The following is a 19,269-nucleotide window of genomic DNA, read 5'->3' as shown; positions in this document are numbered from 1 at the left end:
TTCGAAAAAGCTGGAAACATTTGTCTAGAGCTATTGACAAAAGTGAAAGAATCAGATAGAATAGTAAAGTATGTTTAGTAACTGATCACTTTATAGCCGGCTAAACGAATACAAAATCTATGAGGAGGTATTCATCGTGAAACGTACTTATCAACCAAGTAAACTTCGTCGTGCGCGCAAACACGGATTCCGTAACCGTATGTCAACTAAAAACGGTCGTCGCGTATTGGCAGCTCGTCGTCGTAAAGGACGCAAAGTTTTGGCTGCATAATCCAAACGAATTCTATCAAAAATCAGTAGGAACTCGAGTCTACTGATTTTTATTTTTGTAAAAAAGTACAAAAAGCTTTATGTTTTTACTTAAATAGTGTATAATATTTCACATACTGTAAAATTGGAGAATAATCATGAAGAAATCAAAAGTTATGCTTTTTGGAGCTATGGCTTTGACAGCAGGTCTAGCTTTAGCAGCATGTGGGTCTTCCCAATCAAGTAATGCAGATAAAACCTACTCTTATGTATTTGCCAGCAATCCGGATACATTGGACTACATTACTTCAACACGTGGTTCCACTTCTAGCATCACAACCAACTTGATTGATGGTTTGTTGGAAAATGACCGGTATGGCAATCTCATTCCTTCTATGGCTGAGTCATGGACTGTGTCAAAAGATGGTTTGACCTACACTTATAAAATCCGTCAGGGAGCTAAATGGTACACTTCTGAAGGAGAAGAGTATGCGGACGTAACAGCTCATGACTTTGTGACTGGTCTCAAGTATGCGGCTGATAAAAAGGCTGAAAACTTGTACTTGGTACAAGACTCTATCAAAGGGCTAGCAGACTATGTTGAAGGGAAATCATCTGATTTTGGGACTGTTGGTGTTAAGGCGGTGGATGATTACACACTACAATACACCCTCAATCAACCAGAGACTTATTGGAACTCTAAAACAACAGCAAGTATCCTTAGTCCGGTAAATGAAGCCTTCTTGAAGGCTAAGGGAGATGACTTTGGAAGTGTGACACCGTCAAGTATCTTGTCAAATGGTCCTTACTTGTTTAAGTCCTTCACATCCAAATCTTTGATTGAATTTGATAAAAATCCTAACTATTGGGATAAGGACAATGTCAAAATTGAGAAAGTGAAACTCTCTTTCTTTGACGGTTCAGACCAAGATAGTTTGGCCCGAGGTTTCTTAGAGGGAAACTATACAGACGGACGTATCTTCCCTACAAGTTCAGTGTTTGCTGAACTCAAAAAGGGGAATGAGGACAAGATTACCTACACACCGCAAAACTCACTTACTTTCTATTATCTTTTCAACGTTAATCGTCAAAGCTACAAGCAGACTATGAAACAGTCTGATAAGGAAAAGACAGATTCACGTGCAGCTATGCAAAATAAGGATTTCCGTCAGGCTATCAACTTTGCCTTTGACCGTCATGCCTATGCAGCACAGACAAATGGTGAAGATGGAGCAGATCGTATCTTGCGTAACACAGTTACACCAAGTAACTTTGTCCAAGTTGGCGATAAGAACTTCGGTGACATTGTCAATGAGAAAATTGTCAACTACGGTAAAGATTGGGCAAACATCAACCTAAATGATGGTAAGCAAGCCTTCTTGAATCCTGAAAAGGCCAAAGAGAAGTTTGCTAAGGCCAAAGAAAGCCTGCAAGCTCAGGGAGTAACTTTCCCAATTCATTTGGATATGCCAGTTGACCAAACTGCTAAGTTAGATGTGCAACAGGCTGGCTCTTTCAAACAAACTGTGGAAGAAACTCTTGGTAAGGATAATGTAGTTATCGACGTTATCCAACTTTCTCCAGATGAAAAAGACCAGGCAACTTTCTTTGCGGACACCGCCGATCAAAAGGATTACGACATTGATATCTCGGGTTGGAGTGGGGACTTCTCAGATCCGAAAACCTATCTTGATCTCTTGGATCCAGACTCTGGTTCTCAGTTGAAAAACATGGGCTTGTCTGAAGGAAAAGATAAGGAAGTTAAGGACAAGATTGGTCTTTCTGACTATAAGAAACTCTTGGATCAGGCTGATGCGGAAATCACAGATACTCAAGCTCGCTATGAAAAATTTGCCGAAGTTCAAGCTTGGTTGACAGATAGTGCTCTCTTCCTACCTGTTCAAAGTGGAGGAGCTAATCCAATTTTCCGTAAGACAGTTCCGTTTACAGGTCCATTCTCATTTGTTGGGCACAAAGGAGATTCTGACAACTACAAATATGTTGAATTGCAAAAAGAGCCAGTAACTGCTAAACAGTACCAAGAACTCTATGAAAAATGGCTGAAAGAAAAAGCTGAGTCAAATAAAAAAGCTCAGGAAGATTTAGCTAACCACATTCAATGATATTCCTAGTCATGCTTTTCAGTTAATACTCTTCGAAAATCTCTTCAAACCACGTCAGCGTTGCCTTACCGTATATATATGTTACTGACTTCGTCAGTTCTATCTACAACCTCAAAACAGTGTTTTGAGCTGACTTCGTCAGTTCTATCTACAACCTCAAAACAGTGTTTTGAGCTGACTTCGTCAGTTTCATCTACAACCTCAAAGCAGTGCTTTGAGCAGCCTGCGGCTAGCTTCCTAGTTTGCTCTTTGATTTTCATTGAGTATAGGCATAGTGACTGGTTTCAGAAAAAGGCCTTATCAGACGCTTCTCGCTTCTGGTAGGGCCTTTTCTTTATTCTTTTAAGTGATAGGAGTAGCTAGCGACAACGACGTCCTGGTGCCAACGGAGGGCGTATTTTAGTTTGAGGCTCATCTGATTGTGCAGGATATTTTGCCAAGGTTTATTAGGGATAAACTGGGGTACCAGAACAGTGACTGTATAGTTCTTTTTCTGGGCTTCCTCGGATATCCGTTTGACATACTTGACAGTAGGCGTAATGATGTCACGGTAGCTGGTCTTGATGTTTTTCAGAGTAATAGTGGGGAAGTAATCGGCAAATTCTTGGAGAATTTCTTGGTCTTTCTCTGCTGTTTCCTTAGTAGAAATGTGCATTGCTAAGACTTCATCTCCGATACTTTGAGCGTAGTTAATAGCTCCAACGCTTACACGGGTGACATTTCCTACGAGGACGAGAACCAGATTGCCATCGTAGGTACGTTTTTCGATTCCTTCATAGAGACGCAGTTGTTGGGCCACTTTTTGGTAATGACTGTGAATGGCCAAGAAGAGTAGGGTGAGTACGAGAATAATCGGGAAGAAAGGCCAGATATCACTGAGACGGAAAAAGAGCAAGATTAGTACAATCGCGTAGCAAATGATTGCCCCAATGATATTAGCAAGAGCAGGTTTTAAGAAATTTGCTCCTTTTTCCTTTTTCCAATGACGAATCATCCCAGTCTGAGATAGGGCGAAGGGAACGAAGACTCCGATAGTATAAAGAGGAATCAAGCGTTCTGTATTGCCATTAAAAATGAGAAGAAGAATCATAGCTCCAAAAGCCAGAGTTAAAATTCCATTGGAGTAGCCTAGGCGGTCTCCTTTTTCCATAAAGAGATGGGGCATGTATTTGTTTTTAGCCATATTGTAAGCTAGCATAGGGAAGGCCGAAAAGCCAGTATTTGCAGCTACGGCTAAAATCAAGGCTGTGGAGAATTGGAAGATATAATAGCCAAGGTGACCTAAGAAGGAATTACCAAGGATGCCTTGAGCCATCTGTGAAAGAATAGTTTCTCCGTGTTGAGGCAGAATCCCCATCCAGTAGTTTAGGAAGGTAATGCCTGCAAAAAGAAAACCTAAAATCAGTGACATAATGGTCAAGGTTTGAGCGGCATTCTTTTCTTTTGGAGCCTTGAAAAAGGGAACGGCATTTGAAATAGCTTCAACCCCTGTCAGAGAGGCAGAGCCACTGGTAAAGGCTCTTAGAATGAGAACGATAGACAGGCTCGGAACAGCATGCCCAATAGGTGAAGTTGCCTGATAGCTGAGAGACCCTGTCATTAGTTGAAAGATTCCGTAGAGCAAGAGAAAGATAGTACTGATGATAAAGAGATAGACAGGAATCATCAGTGAACTTGCAGATTCTTTTAAGCCCCGTAAATTCAAGAGCATAAGCAAGCAAACTAGAAAAATGGAGATGTGAAGGTTGTAAGGGTGGAGAGCAGGGAGAGCCGCTGTGATAGCGTCCGCTCCAGATGAAACAGATACTGCTACGGTCAGCATGTAGTCAACCAGCAGACTACCTCCAGCAATTAAGCCAAGTTCGGGAGATAGATTTTCTCGAGTAACCATATAGGCCCCTCCTCCTTGAGGGTAGGCATGGATGATTTGACGGTAGGAGACGGTCAGGCTAGCTAGGAGCAGGAGGACAAAGAGGCCGATAGGAAGACTCCACCATATCGCAAGAGGAGAGAGACTAGCCAAGACGAGGACTACTTGCTCAGGCCCATAGGCAATGGAAGATAGAGCGTCGCTTGACAACATGGCCAAGGCCTGCATTTTTCCCAGCAGACCTCCCTCGCCTTCTGTTAAGGACTTAAGAGGACGACCGATAAAGGTCTGTTTTAATTTTGTAAACATTGTATTTTCCTTTTCTGAAAATTTCAATAAGTGCTATTATACTGCTTTGGGAAAATAGCGTCAAGAGACGACGATGGATTTTAGAATATTTTGTACAGATGAGGAGAGAGGGCAGTTTTTTGGTATAATAGAAGATAGAAAACGAGGTTAGAAGAGATGATTTTTGATACACATACACACTTGAATGTAGAAGAATTTGCAGGTCATGAGGCAGAAGAAATCGCCTTAGCTGCTGAGATGGGTGTGACACAGATGAATATTGTTGGTTTTGATAAACCGACGATTGAGCGTGCCTTGGAGTTGGTAGATGAGTATGACCAGCTCTATGCGACTATTGGTTGGCATCCGACAGAAGCAGGGACTTACACGGAGGAGATTGAAGCCTACTTGCTTGATAAGCTCAAGCATCCCAAGGTTGTTGCTTTAGGTGAGATTGGTTTGGACTACCATTGGATGACAGCGCCAAAAGAGGTGCAGGAGCAGGTTTTTCGCCGTCAGATTCAGTTATCTAAGGACTTGGATTTACCTTTTGTTGTCCATACTCGTGATGCGCTGGAAGATACCTATGAGATTATCAAAAGTGAGGGCGTTGGTCCTCGTGGTGGGATTATGCACTCATTTTCAGGGACGCTTGAGTGGGCAGAGAAGTTTGTCGCGCTTGGCATGACTATTTCCTTCTCAGGAGTGGTGACTTTTAAGAAGGCCACCGACATCCAAGAGGCGGCTAGAGAACTTCCTTTGGACAAGATTTTGGTGGAGACGGATGCGCCTTACTTGGCTCCTGTTCCTAAACGTGGTCGTGAAAATAAAACAGCCTACACTCGCTATGTAGTGGACTTTATCGCCGACTTACGTGGTATGACGACAGAAGAGCTAGCGGCGATAACAACTGCAAATGCAGAACGAATTTTTGGATTGGACAGCAAGTAATGAAAGAAAAAATTTCCCAAGTTATCGTGGTCGAAGGGCGCGATGATACGGCCAATCTCAAACGCTATTTCGATGTAGAGACCTATGAGACACGAGGTTCTGCCATCAATGAGCAAGATATTGCACGTATTCAGCGCCTGCACCAGCGTCATGGGGTCATCGTTTTTACAGACCCAGATTTTAATGGGGAGCGGATTCGCCGCATGATTATGACGGCCATTCCAACAGTTCAGCATGCCTTTCTCAAACGAGATGAAGCTGTTCCCAAGTCCAAGAGCAAGGGGCGTTCTCTGGGAATTGAGCATGCCAGCTATGAAGACCTGAAAACGGCTCTAGCTCAGGTGACAGAACAATTTGAACATGAGAGTCAGTTTGATATCAGTCGTAGCGACTTGATTCGCCTTGGTTTTCTAGCAGGGGCAGATAGCCGTAAGCGCAGAGAATATTTGGGAGAGGCTCTCCGAATCGGCTATTCTAACGGCAAGCAACTCCTCAAGCGCTTAGAGTTATTTGGGGTTACCTTGGCAGAAGTGGAAGAAGCTATGAAATCTTATGAGAATAGTTAAGCAGACCCCAAATACAAGGGGAATGTGTTACAATAGAAGTAAGTAGATTTATGTCAGGGGATTCACTTTGATAATATTTAAATAGATGTTTAAAAGGGAAGAGTGAAATGAAAATACGAGTTGATAGAGAATCTATCTGTATGGGAGATGATGTTTTTTCTCATCAGATAGATCTTGATATCCCGGAGGATATGACAGTTGAGGAGCTTTGTAGTTTTCTTCAAAAGGACAGATATTTACCTAGCTTAGATACAGAATGGCTTTTACGACATGGTGGAAAGACAATAACAAGTTATAATACGGAAACAAAAGAACTGACGAATCCAAATGTTTATTTAAAAGACCTGATTCATCAGGGCTCTAGAGGAAATGATTTTGTTTGGATATATCGTCGTTCATATTAGAAAAGAGAATAAATGAGAATTGCAGATTATAGCGTGACCAAGGCAGTGCTAGAGCGTCACGGTTTTACCTTTAAAAAATCCTTTGGGCAAAATTTCCTGACGGATACTAATATCCTTCAAAAGATCGTGGATACGGCTGAAATTGATGACCAGGTCAATGTTATCGAAATCGGGCCAGGGATTGGTGCCTTGACCGAGTTTCTGGCTGAGCGTGCAGCAGAGGTCATGGCTTTTGAGATTGACCACCGTTTGGTGCCAATTTTGGCAGATACCCTGCGTGATTTTGATAATGTGACCGTAGTTAACGAGGACATTCTCAAGGTTGACTTGGCGCAACATATCCAGAATTTCAAAAATCCTGACCTGCCAATTAAGGTAGTGGCTAACTTGCCATACTACATCACGACGCCTATTCTCATGCACTTGATTGAAAGTGGCATTCCTTTTAGTGAGTTTGTGGTCATGATGCAGAAAGAGGTGGCAGATCGTATCTCAGCCCAGCCAAACACCAAAGCCTACGGCAGCTTGTCGATTGCGGTGCAGTATTACATGACTGCCAAGGTTGCCTTTATCGTGCCTCGTACGGTCTTTGTGCCAGCGCCAAATGTGGACTCGGCTATCTTGAAAATGGTGCGCCGTCCAGAACCAGCTGTAGCAGTGGAAGATGAGAACTTCTTCTTTAAGGTTTCCAAGGCAAGTTTCACTCATCGCCGCAAGACCTTATGGAACAACTTGACAGGTTGCTTTGGCAAGACTGAAGAGATCAAGGACAAGCTGACCAAGGCTTTGGATCAGGCAGGCTTGTCACCAAGTGTGCGTGGGGAAGCGCTCAGCTTGGCAGAATTTGCCAGCTTAGCAGACGCGCTTAAAGGGCAAGGGCTCTAAAATGCAGGGACAAATCATTAAAGCCTTAGCAGGCTTCTACTATGTAGAGAGTGATGGCCAGGTTTATCAGACACGAGCGCGTGGAAATTTTCGTAAAAAAGGCCACACACCCTATGTCGGGGATTGGGTCGATTTTTCTGCCGAGGAAAATTCAGAGGGCTATATTCTCAAGATTCACGAACGGAAAAATAGTCTGGTTCGTCCGCCTATTGTCAATATTGACCAAGCTGTAGTAATCATGTCCGTCAAGGAACCTGATTTTAACAGCAATTTGCTGGATCGTTTCTTGGTTCTTTTGGAGCACAAGGGCATCCATCCCATCGTCTATATTTCCAAAATGGATTTGTTGGAAGATAGAGGAGAACTGGATTTTTATGAACAGACTTATGGTGACATCGGCTATGACTTTGTGACCAGTAAAGAGGAACTCCTGCCCTTGTTAACAGGCAAGGTGACAGTCTTTATGGGGCAGACGGGCGTTGGGAAATCAACTCTTCTCAATAAAATCGCACCAGACCTCAATCTTGAAACAGGAGAAATTTCAGACAGTCTAGGTCGCGGGCGCCATACCACTCGAGCTGTTAGTTTTTACAACCTTAATGGGGGTAAAATCGCAGATACACCAGGTTTTTCATCCTTGGACTATGAAGTATCAACGGCGGAAGACCTCAATCAGGCCTTTCCAGAGATTGCTAGTGTTAGCCGAGACTGCAAATTCCGTACCTGTACCCATACCCATGAGCCGTCTTGTGCAGTCAAGCCAGCTGTCGAAGAGGGTGCCATTGCGTCCTTCCGTTTTGACAACTACCTGCAATTCCTCAGTGAAATTGAAAATCGCAGAGAAACCTATAAAAAAGTCAGCAAAAAAATTCCAAAATAAGGAGAAACCTATGTCTCAATACAAGATTGCTCCGTCAATTCTGGCAGCAGATTATGCCAACTTTGAACGTGAAATCAAACGTCTAGAAGCAACTGGTGCAGAATATGCCCATATCGATATCATGGATGGGCACTTTGTGCCACAAATCAGTTTTGGTGCAGGTGTGGTCGAAGCTCTTCGCCCTCATAGTAAGATGGTTTTCGATTGCCACTTGATGGTGTCAAACCCTGAGCATCATTTAGAAGATTTTGCGCGTGCAGGTGCAGATATCATCAGCATCCATGTGGAAGCAACGCCTCATATTCATGGCGCCCTCCAAAAAATTCGCTCACTCGGTGTCAAGCCTTCAGTCGTTATCAATCCTGGTACGCCTGTCGAGGCGATTAAGCACGTTCTTCACCTAGTTGACCAAGTCTTAGTCATGACAGTTAATCCTGGATTTGGTGGTCAAGCTTTTCTGCCTGAAACCATGGATAAGGTCCGTGAGTTGGTTGCTCTTCGTGATGAAAAAGGCTTGAACTTTGAAATCGAAGTGGATGGCGGGATTGATGACCAAACTATTGCTCTAGCCAAAGAAGCTGGTGCGACTGTTTTTGTAGCAGGTTCCTATGTCTTTAAGGGAGATGTCAATGAGCGAGTACAAACTCTCAGAAAACAACTGGACTAGGGTTGCTGTTTTTGCAGGCGGAGACCGCGGTCACTATCGGACGGACTTTGATTGCTTTGTCGGTGTGGATCGAGGCTCGCTCTGGGTCTTGGAGGAAAAACTACCTCTTGCTCTAGCAGTCGGAGATTTTGATTCTGTGACCGAAGAAGAGCGACAGGTGATTCAAAAACGTGCCCAGTATTTTGTCCAAGCCCGACCAGAAAAGGATGATACCGATTTGGAATTGGCTCTCTTGACTATCTTTGAGAAAAATCCTCAGGCTCAGGTCACTATTTTTGGTGCTTTGGGTGGCCGTATTGACCATATGTTGGCCAATGTCTTTTTACCTAGCAATCCCAAGTTGGCTCCCTATATGCGTCAGATAGCGATTGAGGATGGGCAAAATTTGATTGCCTATTGTCCAGAAGGAACCAGTCAGCTAGAACCTCGTTCAGACTACGATTATCTAGCTTTTATGCCGGTTCGAGATAGCCAGCTTACCATTCTCGGAGCCAAGTATGAGTTGACAGAGGACAATTTTTTCTTTAAAAAAGTGTACACTTCTAACGAATATATAGATAGGGAAGTGTCGGTGACTTGCCCAGATGGTTATGTGGTCGTGCTGCATAGCAAGGACAGGAGGTAGAATGGAAAGTTTACTTGTTCTATTATTGATTGCCAATCTAGCTGGCCTCTTTCTGATTTGGCAAAGGCAGGATAAGCAGGAAAAACATCTAGCCAAGAGCTTGGAGGATCAGGCAGATCATTTGTCAGACCAGTTGGATTACCGTTTTGAACAAGCCAGACAAGCCAGCCAGTTAGATCAAAAAGACTTGGAAGTGGCTGTCAGCGATCGCCTGCAAGAAGTGAGAATCGAATTGCACCAAGGCTTAACTCAGGTCCGTCAAGAAATGACTGAGAATCTCCTCCAAACCAGGGATAAGACTGACCAACGTCTCCAAGCCTTGCAGGAATCAAATGAGCAACGTTTGGAACAAATGCGCCAAACCGTCGAGGAAAAACTAGAAAAGACCTTGCAGACACGCCTACAGGCTTCCTTTGAGACAGTTTCCAAGCAATTGGAGTCTGTCAATCGTGGTCTTGGAGAAATGCAGACAGTTGCCCGCGATGTCGGAGCCCTCAACAAGGTTCTCTCTGGAACCAAGACACGAGGGATTCTGGGAGAATTGCAATTGGGGCAAATTATTGAGGACATCATGACCCCTGCCCAGTATGAACGAGAATACGCAACGGTTGAAAACTCTAGTGAACGAGTGGAGTATGCCATCAAGTTGCCTGGACAGGGTGACCTGGAATATGTCTACTTACCGATTGACTCCAAGTTTCCACTGGCAGATTACTACCGCTTAGAAGAAGCCTATGAAGCAGGTGACAAGGATGAAATCGAACGCTGTCGCAAGTCACTCCTAGCAAGTGTCAAGCGTTTTGCCAAGGATATCAAGAGCAAGTACATAGCACCACCTCGGACGACCAATTTTGGAGTTTTGTTTGTTCCGACAGAAGGTCTCTACTCAGAAATCGTCCGCAATCCGGTCTTCTTTGATGATTTGAGACGGGAGGAGCAGATTATTGTCGCAGGTCCAAGTACCCTATCAGCTCTTCTCAATTCCCTATCAGTTGGTTTCAAAACCCTTAATATCCAAAAGAGTGCCGACCATATCAGCAAGACGCTTGCCAGTGTCAAAACCGAGTTTGGCAAGTTTGGTGGTATTCTGGTCAAGGCACAAAAACATCTCCAACATGCCTCTGGCAATATTGATGAATTATTAAACCGTCGCACCACAGCTATCGAGCGGACGCTCCGTCACATTGAGTTGTCAGAAGGTGAGCCTGCGCTTGATCTACTCCATTTCCAAGAAAATGAGGAAGAATATGAAGATTAGTCACATGAAAAAAGATGAGCTGTTTGAAGGCTTTTACCTAATCAAGTCAGCTGACCTTAGACAAACTCGCGCTGGGAAAAACTACCTAGCCTTTACCTTCCAAGATGATAGTGGCGAGATTGAAGGGAAACTCTGGGATGCTCAACCTCATAACGTTGAGGCCTTTACCGCAGGTAAGGTTGTCCACATGAAAGGACGCCGAGAAGTTTATAACAACACCCCTCAAGTCAATCAAATTACCCTCCGCTTGCCTCAGCCTGGTGAACCCAATGATCCAGCTGATTTCAAGGTCAAGTCGCCAGTTGATGTCAGGGAAATCCGTGACTACATGTCGCAAATGATTTTTAAAATTGAAAATCCTGTTTGGCAACGGATTGTTCGAAAGCTCTACACCAAGTATGATAAGGAATTTTACTCCTATCCAGCTGCCAAGACTAATCACCATGCCTTTGAAACGGGTTTGGCTTATCATACGGCGACCATGGTGCGTTTGGCGGATGCTATTAGCGAAGTCTATCCTCAGCTCAATAAGAGCCTGCTCTATGCTGGGATTATGCTGCATGACTTGGCTAAGGTCATCGAGTTAACGGGACCAGACCAGACCGAGTACACGGTCAGAGGTAATCTTCTTGGGCATATTGCTCTCATTGATAGTGAAATTACCAAGACAGTGATGGAGCTCGGTATCGATGATACCAAGGAAGAAGTTGTTCTGCTTCGTCACGTCATCCTCAGTCACCACGGCTTACTTGAGTATGGAAGCCCAGTCCGTCCACGCATTATGGAAGCAGAGATTATCCATATGATTGACAATCTGGATGCTAGCATGATGATGATGTCAACTGCTCTTGCTTTGGTAGACAAAGGAGAGATGACCAATAAAATCTTCGCTATGGACAATCGTTCCTTCTATAAACCAGATTTAGATTAATAATTTAAGAAAAATGAGCATTTTTAGGATAAGAATGTTCGTTTTTTTATGTGAATATGGTATAATAGATAAAATATCAAAATTAAATGAAGTGGGAAATAGAAATGAAATTAAGAAGAAGTGATCGGATGGTTGTCATTTCCAACTATTTGATTAATAATCCTTATCAACTAACTAGTCTCAATACTTTTGCTGAAAAGTATGAATCTGCTAAATCATCCATCTCAGAAGATATCGTCATTATCAAACGCGCCTTTGAAGAAATTGAAATCGGTCATATCCAAACAGTAACTGGTGCTGGTGGAGGTGTCATTTTTACACCATCTATTTCGAGCCATGATGCCAAGAAAATGGTTGAGGACTTGCGTGCCAAGTTGTCAGAAAGTGATCGTATCTTGCCAGGTGGTTATATCTACCTCTCTGATTTGCTTAGCACACCAGCCATCTTGAAAAATATTGGTCGCATTATTGCCAAGAGCTTTATGGACCAAAAAATTGATGCGGTTATGACAGTAGCGACGAAGGGTGTGCCACTTGCAAATGCAGTTGCCAATGTCCTCAATGTTCCTTTTGTCATTGTGCGCCGTGACCTGAAAATTACCGAAGGTTCAACTGTCAGCGTCAACTATGTATCAGGTTCAAGTGGTGACCGTATTGAGAAAATGTTCCTTTCGAAACGTAGTCTCAAGGCAGGTAGCCGTGTTTTGATTGTGGATGATTTCTTGAAAGGTGGCGGAACTGTCAACGGGATGATTAGTCTCTTGCGTGAGTTCGACTCAGAACTAGCAGGTGTTGCAGTCTTTGCGGACAATGCCCAAGAAGAACGTGAAAAGCAGTTTGACTACAAGTCACTCTTGAAGGTAACCAATATTGATGTCAAGAACCAAACTATCGATGTTGAGGTTGGTAATATCTTTGACGAAGATAAATAAGAGATAGAACTAAAGGTTGGAACGATTGTCCCAGCCTTTCTTTGCAAATAGAATAGAAGGAAGCATATGAAAACACCATTTATCAATAGAGAAGACTTAGAAGCGATTGTTGCTGAGTTCCCGACTCCCTTTCACTTGTATGATGAGAAGGGGATTCGTGAGAAGGCAAGAGCCGTTAACCAAGCTTTTTCGTGGAACAAGGGCTTTAAGGAATATTTTGCAGTTAAGGCTACTCCAACCCCAGCCATCTTGAAAATCCTCAAAGAGGAAGGCTGTGGTGTAGACTGCTCTAGTTATGTAGAGCTTTTGATGAGTCATAAACTGGATTTTCCTGGTTCTGAGATTATGTTCTCTTCAAACAACACGCCAGACAAGGAATATGCCTATGCGCGTAAATTGGGTGCGACCATTAACTTGGATGCCTTTGAAGATATTGAACATCTAGAGCGTGCAGCAGGCATTCCAGAAATTATCTCTTGTCGTTACAATCCTGGAGGCGTTTTTGAACTGGGAACAGATATTATGGACAATCCTGGAGAAGCCAAGTTTGGTATGACCAAGGACCAGCTCTTTGAAGCTTTTGCCATCTTGAAGGAAAAAGGAGCCAAGACTTTTGGGATTCACTCCTTCCTAGCGTCCAATACCGTCACCCATCTCTATTACCCAGAGTTGGCTCGTCAGCTTTTTGAATTGGCTGTTGAAATCAAGGAAAAGTTGGGCATTTCGCTAGACTTTATCAATCTTTCTGGCGGTATTGGTGTCAACTATCGTCCAGACCAGGAGCCAAATGATATTGCCTTGATTGGTGAGGGAGTTCGTAAGGTGTATGAAGAGGTCCTTACGCCAGCAGGTCTTGGTCAGGTTAAGATTTTCACCGAATTGGGTCGTTTTATGTTGGCACCTCACGGTGCTTTGGTCACAAGAGTCACTCATAAGAAGGAAACCTACCGTACCTATCTAGGTGTGGATGCATCAGCAGTCAACCTCATGCGTCCAGCCATGTACGGAGCCTACCACCATATTACCAATCTGACCCATCCAGATGGACCAGCTGAAGTTGTAGATGTGGTTGGTTCACTCTGTGAAAACAATGATAAATTTGCAGTAAATCGTGAACTACCTCATACAGAAATCGGTGATTTGCTGGTAATTCATGATACAGGTGCTCATGGTTTTTCAATGGGCTACCAGTACAATGCCAAACTTCGTTCTGCGGAAATCCTCTATACCGAAGAAGGTAAAGCCCGTCAAATCCGCCGTGCAGAGCGCCCTGAGGACTACTTTGCAACCTTGTATGGCTTTGATTTTGAAGAATAAAATGATAAGTAATTGAAAATGAAATTGAAAAACAGATTGCTTTCTAAAAAATAGGCAAAAATCTTGTTTTTCCTTCAAGTCGTGATATAATAAAACTATAAAACGTTTTCAAGGAAGGTAACGATATGTCTGAAGAAACAATTGATTATGGACAAGTGACAGGAATGGTGCATTCGACAGAAAGTTTTGGGGCGGTAGATGGCCCTGGTATTCGCTTTATTGTCTTTTTGCAGGGCTGTCACATGCGTTGCCAGTATTGCCATAACCCGGATACTTGGGCTATGGAGTCCAATAAGTCACGTGAACGGACGGTAGATGATGTCTTGACAGAGGCCTTGCGCTACCGCGGTTTCTGGGGAAATAAGGGCGGTATTACAGTCAGTGGAGGAGAAGCCCTCTTGCAGATTGATTTCCTGATTGCTCTCTTCACCAAGGCTAAGGAACAAGGAATCCACTGTACTTTGGACACCTGTGCCCTTCCTTTCCGTAATAAACCACGTTACCTTGAGAAGTTTGACAAACTCATGGCTGTCACTGACTTGGTCCTCTTGGATATCAAAGAAATCAACGAAGAACAGCACAAGATTGTTACTAGCCAAACCAATAAAAATATCTTGGCCTGTGCCCAGTATTTATCAGATATTGGAAAACCTGTCTGGATTCGCCACGTGCTAGTTCCAGGGTTGACAGACAGAGATGATGACTTGATTGAACTTGGTAAATTCGTCAAGACCCTTAAAAATGTTGATAAGTTTGAAATTCTACCTTATCACACTATGGGAGAATTCAAATGGCGTGAATTGGGAATTCCATATTCACTCGAAGGGGTTAAACCACCAACAGCAGACCGCGTCAAGAATGCTAAGAAACTCATGGATACTGAAAGTTACCAAGACTATATGAAACGTGTACATGGATAAAAAAGAAGCCTGATGGAAACATCGGGCTTTTAAATTTACACAAATATAGATAATTAAATGAAACAAAATTTTATACTCTTCGAAAATCTCTTCAAACCACGTCAGCGTCGCTTTGTCGTATATATGTGACTGACTTCGTCAGTCTTATCTACAACCTCAAAACCGTGTTTTGAGCAGCCTGCGGCTAGCTTCCTAGTTTGCTCTTTGATTTTCATTGAGTATTAAATCTTTTTTACTCTCTAAATTCTGAAAAAAATCCGAAAATGAGTGTATAAGATATAGTTACTTTTAGAAATATTAAATAGAATAGGAGAACATCTATGGAACAAAGTATTACCATTAAAAATTTATGTAAGTCGTATGGCCAAACTCAAATTTTAAAAGATATTTCTTTTGAAGCAAAAGCAGGTAAAGTGACTGCTTTCCTGGGTCCAAATGGAGCTGGTAAAAGTTCAACCTTACGTATTTTATTAGGATTAGACAAAGCAACATCTGGTCTTACCAAAATTGGAGATCAAACTTATAAGGAATTAAAATTTCCTCTAAAGACTGTAGGAGCTTCATTTGACAGTGTAGGAGCTCCTGATGATCGGACTGTTTATCAACATTTGAAAATTGTTGCTGCTAGTAATGGGATATCCAGTCAGCGAATTGAACAAGTCTTGGATATGGTGGATATTAGTCATAAGAAAAAATCTAAAATTGGGAAATTATCATTAGGAGAAGGACAACGCTTGGGAATTGCAACAGCTCTATTAGGAAATCCTCAATATCTGATATTGGATGAACCGACTAATGGGTTGGATCCAAGAGGAATTCGGTGGTTTAGAGAGTTTATAAAAAAACAAGCTCAAGAAGGGAAGACCGTCTTACTGTCATCTCATATATTATCGGAAGTGGAAGCAGTAACAGATGATGTAGTTATCATAAATAAAGGAAAAGTTCTTATAAAAGGGACTTTACAAGAAGTGATGAAAAATCTTTCTTCACTAGAGGAAGTCTTCTTTAGTTTAACAGAGGGAGGGAAGTGACATGGCACTTATTTACTCTCTTCATTCTGAAATATTGAAATTACTTTATAATAGAGCTACTCATGTTGTACTATTCTTGATACTGGTATTTCAAACGTTTTTAGCAAATATTGGTGCTTCTCAAATTGTTTCAGTTGGTATCCATGCTACACCAGAGACAAATCCAGATTTAGCAGAGGCCTTACCTCCTATTGAATTTTTAGGTTTTGATGTCACTTTATTTGGTGTTTTTATTATGATTATCCTAGGCTCAATTTACGGAGCCGAGGAATACAAAGGCTTGGCTATTCGTACAAGCCTCCTCTCTGTTACAAATCGAAGTACTTTCCTAGTTTCAAAAACATTAGTTTGGCTTATATTTTCTTTTATCATTTCCTTTCTATCAATATTCTTGACAATTAACATGACACATTATGTTTTAGGACAAGATGGCTTATTGCTTTTTTTACTAAATGGAACAGTTTGGTTCTATATATTTTTAGCCAGTATAGCTTGGACTTTGTTGGGACTGCTGGCCTATATTATGGCTTTGACATTTAAAACAGCCATTGTTCCTCTATTATTTTTGCTTCCTCAAGTCTACAATTTAGGAACATTCTTAGCAAACTATATATCGGTTGCAAAATTTCTTCCAGTTGCATTGGGGCAAGGATTGATTGCTACATCTCCTCAAATTTTAGAATATAATAGTTTACAAAATATTTTACTTTTACTTTGTTGGAACTTCTCATTCTTGGCTTTAGCAATCTACCGCTTACTTAAGTCAGATATTGGAGGAGGTGAATAAGTTGAAAGAGCAACTTAAAAGTGAGTATCTCAAGTTTATTATGAATCCGTGGCACTGGTTGATTATAGGTGCTCTATTACTGTGTGTTCCAGCGTTAGTTATTTTTTTAAATAATAAGCCAGACCAGTTGACCCTACAGTTTGTTTTGGAACAGCTACTGCAAAGTCTCTATTTAGGACAGGCGGGTTTCATTAGTCTAGCTGTTCTATTTATAGGTCAAGAATTTACAGGTTCTAGCCTTCGTACCAGTTTTCTTACATGTCCAAATCGTTTGATATTTATAATCTGTAAACTAGCTATTGTATTATGTATGGAAATTGTATTATTGGTTGCTGTAATATCATTATGCATACTAATCGCGCAAGGATACTACAATATCAATCTTTTGAGTAATATTAAACATGTTCTAACAATTCTATTTCCAGCTTGTATTTCTATTCTAACCTTCTCTCTTTTAAGTGGTATTTTTGTATTTATTTCCCAGTCTTTTATCTTAATTTTGGGAATAAGTTTATCCCTTTTATTGGGGTTGGGACAAATGTTATTACAATTCAGTTCTTTTTTTAGAAATTTACCATTACTGGCTAGTATGAATTGTTTTTATACCTATCCATTGTCTCTTTATTATCCAGTGTGGCAAGGCTTAGGGATACAAATAGTTTGGTTATTAATTGTTTTTCTATTTGCTACATTGATACTTATAGGAAAAAATGTACGCTAAAGACAGGGGATATCCTGTCTTTTTCTCAGTTAGTGCTATAATATATTCAGGAGGGTGAGTTATGGCTTATAAAATTTTGGTTGTAGATGATGATCTTGCTATTCTTCGCCTAATAAAAAAAGTACTAGAATATGAAAAATATGAAGTAGTCATACGAAATAAGATAGAAGAGATTGATCTTTGTGATTTTACAGGCTTTGACTTGATTCTATTAGATATTATGATGCCTGTTAGTGGTTTAGAAATCTGTCAGATGATTCGCGAGCAGATAACTGTTCCTATCTGTTTTATAACTGCCAAGGATATGGATGAAGACTTAGTAGCTGGAATCAATGCAGGTGCTGATGATTATATTATGAAGCCCTTTAGTATGCAAGAACTTTTAGCACGTGTTAAAATGCACTTGCGTCGTGAAGAACGGACTAAAGGAAATGTTCATCAAATAAAGATTGGGAAGCTTATACTATATACGGATAGTAAGGAACTATTTGTAAACGATGATAAGATTGCCTTGACAAGGAGGGAATTTGATATAGTGAATCTTTTAGCAAGCACCCCAAGTAGAATATACTCTATAGAGGAAATTTATAATTATCTATATCCACAAAGTTCCGAAGCTCTTTTACGTTCGGTTTCAGAGTATATTTATCAAATTCGTCAAAAGCTGAAACCTTATCAATTAAATCCAATTAAAACCTTGTATGGTGGAGGATATCAATGGGTAGAATCAAAAGTTTTAGACAATTAATTCGAGAAACCTGTTGGAGAATTATTTGGCAGTTTAGTCTTGGCTTACTAATGGCCTATCTTATTCCCTTAGCTTCAGTATCTATACAAATAAATGAAGATGGGAAACCTTTAAACAATAGTGGTGTTCTATCAATCTTTTTTAATGTGTCATCATGGATATATATTTGTGTTTTATTGATTATTCTAATAAGTTATCACATTGGAAAATTGTTGAAAAAACTGAGTTATGAAATGACTTTGATTTATGAAAATAGTATGTGGTTGGAGAAGGAATGTACAGAAAGTTTAACGGTTAAAGAATTTCGCGAGACAGGAAATCGGATTATTGTGATGCAAGATAGAATTCGACAATTAATAGTTGATGAGAAACAGCAGAAGGAAGATTTAATGTTTCAGGTTTCAGCAGCTTCTCATGATTTAAAAACTCCCTTAACCATTATTAGGGGAAATGTGGAATTTTTGCAGACGATAACTGAAAACGACCAATCTCAAGAATGCTTAGCAGATATAGAAAGAGCTAGTCAACAGTTACTAGATTATTTCAATCAATTGATTCACTATTCTAAAACCTATTATGATGATGAGACAGGTTGGACGGAGTATTCCTCTTCAGATTTTATCAATGAATTAGAGAAAGAAGTCTCTTTTTTGATAAAAAATCAGATGAAGTTTTCTTTTGAACAAAATGTGAAAGGAACTGAAAACTATTATATAAATCCATCTCTTCTGATTCGTGCCATACAAAATATTTTAACAAATGCTTTGGAATACGCCGATAAACAGAATCCTAAAATTAACATTAGGGTAGAGCAAGAGGAGAAAGAATTGAAAATAGGCATATGGAATAATGGCTCGGAATTTCCAGATGAAGTTTTAAATAATTTTGGAAAGCTCTTTTATCGTATGGATAAAGCTAGATCGTATAAAGAGCAACATTATGGTATTGGACTTAGTTTTGTATGTAGAGTTGCAAAACTACACAAAGGCCGAGTTGAGCTTAGAAATAGAGACGCGGGAGCAGAAGTTTTAATAACTGTGAATTGTATTAAATCATAGTGATTTACTTGTTAATTTATGATTGAATAGTTTTTTATATGTGAGCTTTTAAACTATT

The 19,269-nt window shown here is 41.0% G+C and carries 20 protein-coding genes; 19 read left to right on the top strand and 1 reads right to left on the bottom strand.

Annotated features, from left to right (window positions below):
* Nucleotides 1-136: 136 nt before the first annotated feature.
* Complete coding sequence (rpmH, locus tag KUA57_RS05995) at nt 137-271, top strand: 50S ribosomal protein L34 (protein ID WP_000831905.1); 135 nt, start codon at nt 137-139, stop codon at nt 269-271.
* Nucleotides 272-407: 136 nt separating this feature from the next.
* Nucleotides 408-2,372, top strand: a complete 1,965-nt coding sequence (locus KUA57_RS05990; protein ID WP_033681219.1) for a peptide ABC transporter substrate-binding protein — start codon at nt 408-410, stop codon at nt 2,370-2,372.
* A gap of 334 nt (nt 2,373-2,706) precedes the next feature.
* Here the strand turns inward: KUA57_RS05990 and KUA57_RS05985 are convergent, their stop codons facing one another.
* Complete coding sequence (locus KUA57_RS05985; protein ID WP_201058694.1) at nt 2,707-4,551, bottom strand: APC family permease; 1,845 nt, start codon at nt 4,549-4,551, stop codon at nt 2,707-2,709.
* Between the two features lie 156 nt (nt 4,552-4,707).
* On the opposite strand from KUA57_RS05985, the gene KUA57_RS05980 reads away from it, so the two are divergent.
* The 17 genes from KUA57_RS05980 to KUA57_RS05900 all read left to right on the top strand — a co-directional run bounded on the left by KUA57_RS05980 (nt 4,708) and on the right by KUA57_RS05900 (nt 19,211).
* A complete protein-coding gene (locus tag KUA57_RS05980) occupies nt 4,708-5,481 on the top strand; it encodes a TatD family hydrolase (RefSeq protein ID WP_033684736.1) in 774 nt (257 codons plus the stop codon).
* On the top strand, nt 5,481-6,047 hold the full coding sequence (gene rnmV / locus KUA57_RS05975) for a ribonuclease M5 (protein ID WP_218493854.1): 567 nt from the start codon (nt 5,481-5,483) through the stop codon (nt 6,045-6,047). The genes KUA57_RS05980 and rnmV overlap by 1 nt, the downstream gene beginning before the upstream one ends.
* A gap of 107 nt (nt 6,048-6,154) precedes the next feature.
* Nucleotides 6,155-6,451, top strand: coding sequence for a hypothetical protein (locus KUA57_RS05970; protein WP_218493853.1), 297 nt, complete (start codon nt 6,155-6,157; stop codon nt 6,449-6,451).
* Nucleotides 6,452-6,463: 12 nt separating this feature from the next.
* On the top strand, nt 6,464-7,336 hold the full coding sequence (rsmA, locus tag KUA57_RS05965) for a 16S rRNA (adenine(1518)-N(6)/adenine(1519)-N(6))-dimethyltransferase RsmA (RefSeq protein ID WP_218493852.1): 873 nt from the start codon (nt 6,464-6,466) through the stop codon (nt 7,334-7,336).
* Nucleotide 7,337: 1 nt separating this feature from the next.
* Nucleotides 7,338-8,216, top strand: coding sequence for a ribosome small subunit-dependent GTPase A (gene rsgA, locus KUA57_RS05960; protein WP_218493851.1), 879 nt, complete (start codon nt 7,338-7,340; stop codon nt 8,214-8,216).
* A gap of 10 nt (nt 8,217-8,226) precedes the next feature.
* A complete protein-coding gene (rpe, locus tag KUA57_RS05955) occupies nt 8,227-8,883 on the top strand; it encodes a ribulose-phosphate 3-epimerase (RefSeq protein ID WP_218493850.1) in 657 nt (218 codons plus the stop codon).
* Nucleotides 8,846-9,508, top strand: a complete 663-nt coding sequence (locus KUA57_RS05950) for a thiamine diphosphokinase (protein ID WP_125430938.1) — start codon at nt 8,846-8,848, stop codon at nt 9,506-9,508. Before rpe ends, KUA57_RS05950 begins: the two co-directional genes overlap by 38 nt.
* 1 nt (nt 9,509) lies before the next feature.
* Nucleotides 9,510-10,766 carry a DNA recombination protein RmuC gene (locus KUA57_RS05945; RefSeq protein ID WP_218493849.1) on the top strand — a complete coding sequence of 419 codons (1,257 nt, stop codon included), beginning with the start codon at nt 9,510-9,512 and terminating at the stop codon, nt 10,764-10,766.
* Nucleotides 10,756-11,697, top strand: a complete 942-nt coding sequence (locus tag KUA57_RS05940) for a 3'-5' exoribonuclease YhaM family protein (RefSeq protein WP_078237939.1) — start codon at nt 10,756-10,758, stop codon at nt 11,695-11,697. Before KUA57_RS05945 ends, KUA57_RS05940 begins: the two co-directional genes overlap by 11 nt.
* Nucleotides 11,698-11,801: 104 nt before the next feature.
* Nucleotides 11,802-12,629 carry a pur operon repressor gene (purR, locus tag KUA57_RS05935; RefSeq protein ID WP_218493848.1) on the top strand — a complete coding sequence of 276 codons (828 nt, stop codon included), beginning with the start codon at nt 11,802-11,804 and terminating at the stop codon, nt 12,627-12,629.
* Between the two features lie 66 nt (nt 12,630-12,695).
* Nucleotides 12,696-13,946, top strand: coding sequence for a diaminopimelate decarboxylase (locus KUA57_RS05930; RefSeq protein ID WP_218493847.1), 1,251 nt, complete (start codon nt 12,696-12,698; stop codon nt 13,944-13,946).
* Between the two features lie 125 nt (nt 13,947-14,071).
* Nucleotides 14,072-14,866, top strand: coding sequence for a pyruvate formate-lyase-activating protein (gene pflA, locus KUA57_RS05925; RefSeq protein ID WP_004255837.1), 795 nt, complete (start codon nt 14,072-14,074; stop codon nt 14,864-14,866).
* Between the two features lie 320 nt (nt 14,867-15,186).
* Entirely contained in the window at nt 15,187-15,897 is a 711-nt protein-coding gene (locus tag KUA57_RS05920; RefSeq protein ID WP_020901990.1) for an ABC transporter ATP-binding protein, read from the top strand.
* Between the two features lies 1 nt (nt 15,898).
* Nucleotides 15,899-16,684: an ABC transporter permease gene (locus tag KUA57_RS05915; RefSeq protein ID WP_020901991.1), complete on the top strand. Its 786-nt coding sequence runs from the start codon at nt 15,899-15,901 to the stop codon at nt 16,682-16,684.
* A 1-nt stretch (nt 16,685) separates the two neighbouring features.
* Nucleotides 16,686-17,405 carry an ABC transporter permease gene (locus tag KUA57_RS05910; RefSeq protein WP_020901992.1) on the top strand — a complete coding sequence of 240 codons (720 nt, stop codon included), beginning with the start codon at nt 16,686-16,688 and terminating at the stop codon, nt 17,403-17,405.
* Between the two features lie 61 nt (nt 17,406-17,466).
* Nucleotides 17,467-18,153, top strand: coding sequence for a response regulator transcription factor (locus KUA57_RS05905; protein ID WP_020901993.1), 687 nt, complete (start codon nt 17,467-17,469; stop codon nt 18,151-18,153).
* Nucleotides 18,123-19,211, top strand: coding sequence for a sensor histidine kinase (locus KUA57_RS05900; protein WP_125416614.1), 1,089 nt, complete (start codon nt 18,123-18,125; stop codon nt 19,209-19,211). The genes KUA57_RS05905 and KUA57_RS05900 overlap by 31 nt, the downstream gene beginning before the upstream one ends.
* Nucleotides 19,212-19,269 lie beyond the last annotated feature (58 nt).

The organism is Streptococcus vulneris (genome assembly GCF_019218685.1).
Taxonomy (GTDB): domain Bacteria; phylum Bacillota; class Bacilli; order Lactobacillales; family Streptococcaceae; genus Streptococcus; species Streptococcus vulneris.
The sequence above is the reverse complement of the archived record's forward strand: the minus strand, read 5'-3'. Positions and strand labels throughout refer to the sequence as shown.

Excerpts from the sequence above, each read along its gene's own strand:
- KUA57_RS05900 (WP_125416614.1), top strand. The coding sequence starts at position 18,123 with ATGGGTAGAATCAAAAGTTTTAGACAATTAATTCGAGAAACCTGTTGG.
- KUA57_RS05915 (WP_020901991.1), top strand. The coding sequence starts at position 15,899 with ATGGCACTTATTTACTCTCTTCATTCTGAAATATTGAAATTACTTTAT.
- KUA57_RS05970 (WP_218493853.1), top strand. The coding sequence starts at position 6,155 with ATGAAAATACGAGTTGATAGAGAATCTATCTGTATGGGAGATGATGTT.
- KUA57_RS05920 (WP_020901990.1), top strand. The coding sequence starts at position 15,187 with ATGGAACAAAGTATTACCATTAAAAATTTATGTAAGTCGTATGGCCAA.
- rpe (WP_218493850.1), top strand. The coding sequence starts at position 8,227 with ATGTCTCAATACAAGATTGCTCCGTCAATTCTGGCAGCAGATTATGCC.
- KUA57_RS05990 (WP_033681219.1), top strand. The coding sequence starts at position 408 with ATGAAGAAATCAAAAGTTATGCTTTTTGGAGCTATGGCTTTGACAGCA.
- purR (WP_218493848.1), top strand. The coding sequence starts at position 11,802 with ATGAAATTAAGAAGAAGTGATCGGATGGTTGTCATTTCCAACTATTTG.
- rsmA (WP_218493852.1), top strand. The coding sequence starts at position 6,464 with ATGAGAATTGCAGATTATAGCGTGACCAAGGCAGTGCTAGAGCGTCAC.
- pflA (WP_004255837.1), top strand. The coding sequence starts at position 14,072 with ATGTCTGAAGAAACAATTGATTATGGACAAGTGACAGGAATGGTGCAT.
- KUA57_RS05950 (WP_125430938.1), top strand. The coding sequence starts at position 8,846 with ATGAGCGAGTACAAACTCTCAGAAAACAACTGGACTAGGGTTGCTGTT.
- rnmV (WP_218493854.1), top strand. The coding sequence starts at position 5,481 with ATGAAAGAAAAAATTTCCCAAGTTATCGTGGTCGAAGGGCGCGATGAT.
- KUA57_RS05930 (WP_218493847.1), top strand. The coding sequence starts at position 12,696 with ATGAAAACACCATTTATCAATAGAGAAGACTTAGAAGCGATTGTTGCT.
- KUA57_RS05980 (WP_033684736.1), top strand. The coding sequence starts at position 4,708 with ATGATTTTTGATACACATACACACTTGAATGTAGAAGAATTTGCAGGT.
- KUA57_RS05905 (WP_020901993.1), top strand. The coding sequence starts at position 17,467 with ATGGCTTATAAAATTTTGGTTGTAGATGATGATCTTGCTATTCTTCGC.
- KUA57_RS05985 (WP_201058694.1), bottom strand. The coding sequence starts at position 4,551 with ATGTTTACAAAATTAAAACAGACCTTTATCGGTCGTCCTCTTAAGTCC.
- KUA57_RS05940 (WP_078237939.1), top strand. The coding sequence starts at position 10,756 with ATGAAGATTAGTCACATGAAAAAAGATGAGCTGTTTGAAGGCTTTTAC.
- KUA57_RS05945 (WP_218493849.1), top strand. The coding sequence starts at position 9,510 with ATGGAAAGTTTACTTGTTCTATTATTGATTGCCAATCTAGCTGGCCTC.
- rsgA (WP_218493851.1), top strand. The coding sequence starts at position 7,338 with ATGCAGGGACAAATCATTAAAGCCTTAGCAGGCTTCTACTATGTAGAG.